The 936-nt window shown below is 68.8% G+C and carries 1 protein-coding gene and 1 pseudogene; both read left to right on the top strand.

Annotation, left to right across the window (positions count from 1 at the left end):
- Window positions 1–246 (top strand): recombinase family protein (locus MTF69_RS42660; protein WP_243342213.1); only part of this gene is annotated, 246 nt, incomplete at its 5' end.
- A pseudogene (locus tag MTF69_RS42655) lies at window positions 239–936 on the top strand (IS200/IS605 family accessory protein TnpB-related protein); the annotation flags it as partial. The gene MTF69_RS42660 and the pseudogene MTF69_RS42655, both read left to right, overlap by 8 nt.

The raw sequence follows: 936 nt of genomic DNA, 5'->3' as shown, positions 1-936 counted from the left end.
CCGGACGTCACGACCGTGGTGGTGGAGCGCAAGGACCGCCTTGGCCGTATGAACGTCGAACTCGTCGAAGCGGCCCTGTCCGCGACCGGCCGCCGCCTGGTAGTCCTGGACGGCGGCGAGGTTGAAGACGACCTGGTCCGCGACATGGTCGAGGTATTGACATCGTTTTGTGCCCGCTTGTACGGACAGCGTTCCGCAAGGAACCGGGCGCGCAGGGCGCTGGAGGCGGCGGCCGGCGATGGCTGAGCCGGCCAAGAAGTTGCGCACTATCGCTCCCTCTTTTGTGGCGCTCGGTCCGTCCGGTGTGGCGGTACGCGACCGCCTCAAGTGCCTGAGCGCCAAGGACGAGGAAGTCCTGCGGCTGGTCGGCGCGCATCTGGGCGCCCTGGCTTCCCGTGACCTCAAGCAACGGTGCGCGGACGGCCCCGAGCACTCCACCGACACGTGGGCGGCCCGTAAGCGGGGGCTGACGAAGGAATCCTCGTCGCGGATCGCCGGGGCGATCACCAAGGCCAGCCACGATCAGTGGGCGCTCGCCCGCCGCTGCCAGACCGCGCACATCCAGAACCTGGACGCCGGCATCAAGACGCTGAAGCACCGCCTGTCCCTGCCCATCGGGGCGAAGGGCAGCAAGCGCGCTGCGGGCGGCTACCACTCCAGGAGCGAGTGGTTTCGCAAATCCCGGCGTCTCGTCGTCCTGAAGGCCCGCCATGAAGCCGCTCTCGCAGACTGGCAGGCCGGGCGGGTCCGTGTGGTGCGGGGTGGGAAGCGGCTGGCGAACACCCGGCACCATCTGGCCGCAGCCGAGCTTACGGAGGAGCAGTGGCGTGCCCGATGGGAAGCCGAACGCTGGTTTCTCGCCGCCGACGGCGAGTCCGGGAAACGGTTCGGGAACGAGACGATCCGCGTCACCCCCGACGGCGAGATCAGCATCAA

The organism is Streptomyces sp. AP-93, assembly GCF_022808175.1.
Lineage (GTDB): Bacteria > Actinomycetota > Actinomycetes > Streptomycetales > Streptomycetaceae > Streptomyces.
This window is presented reverse-complemented; position numbering and strand designations above follow the sequence as displayed.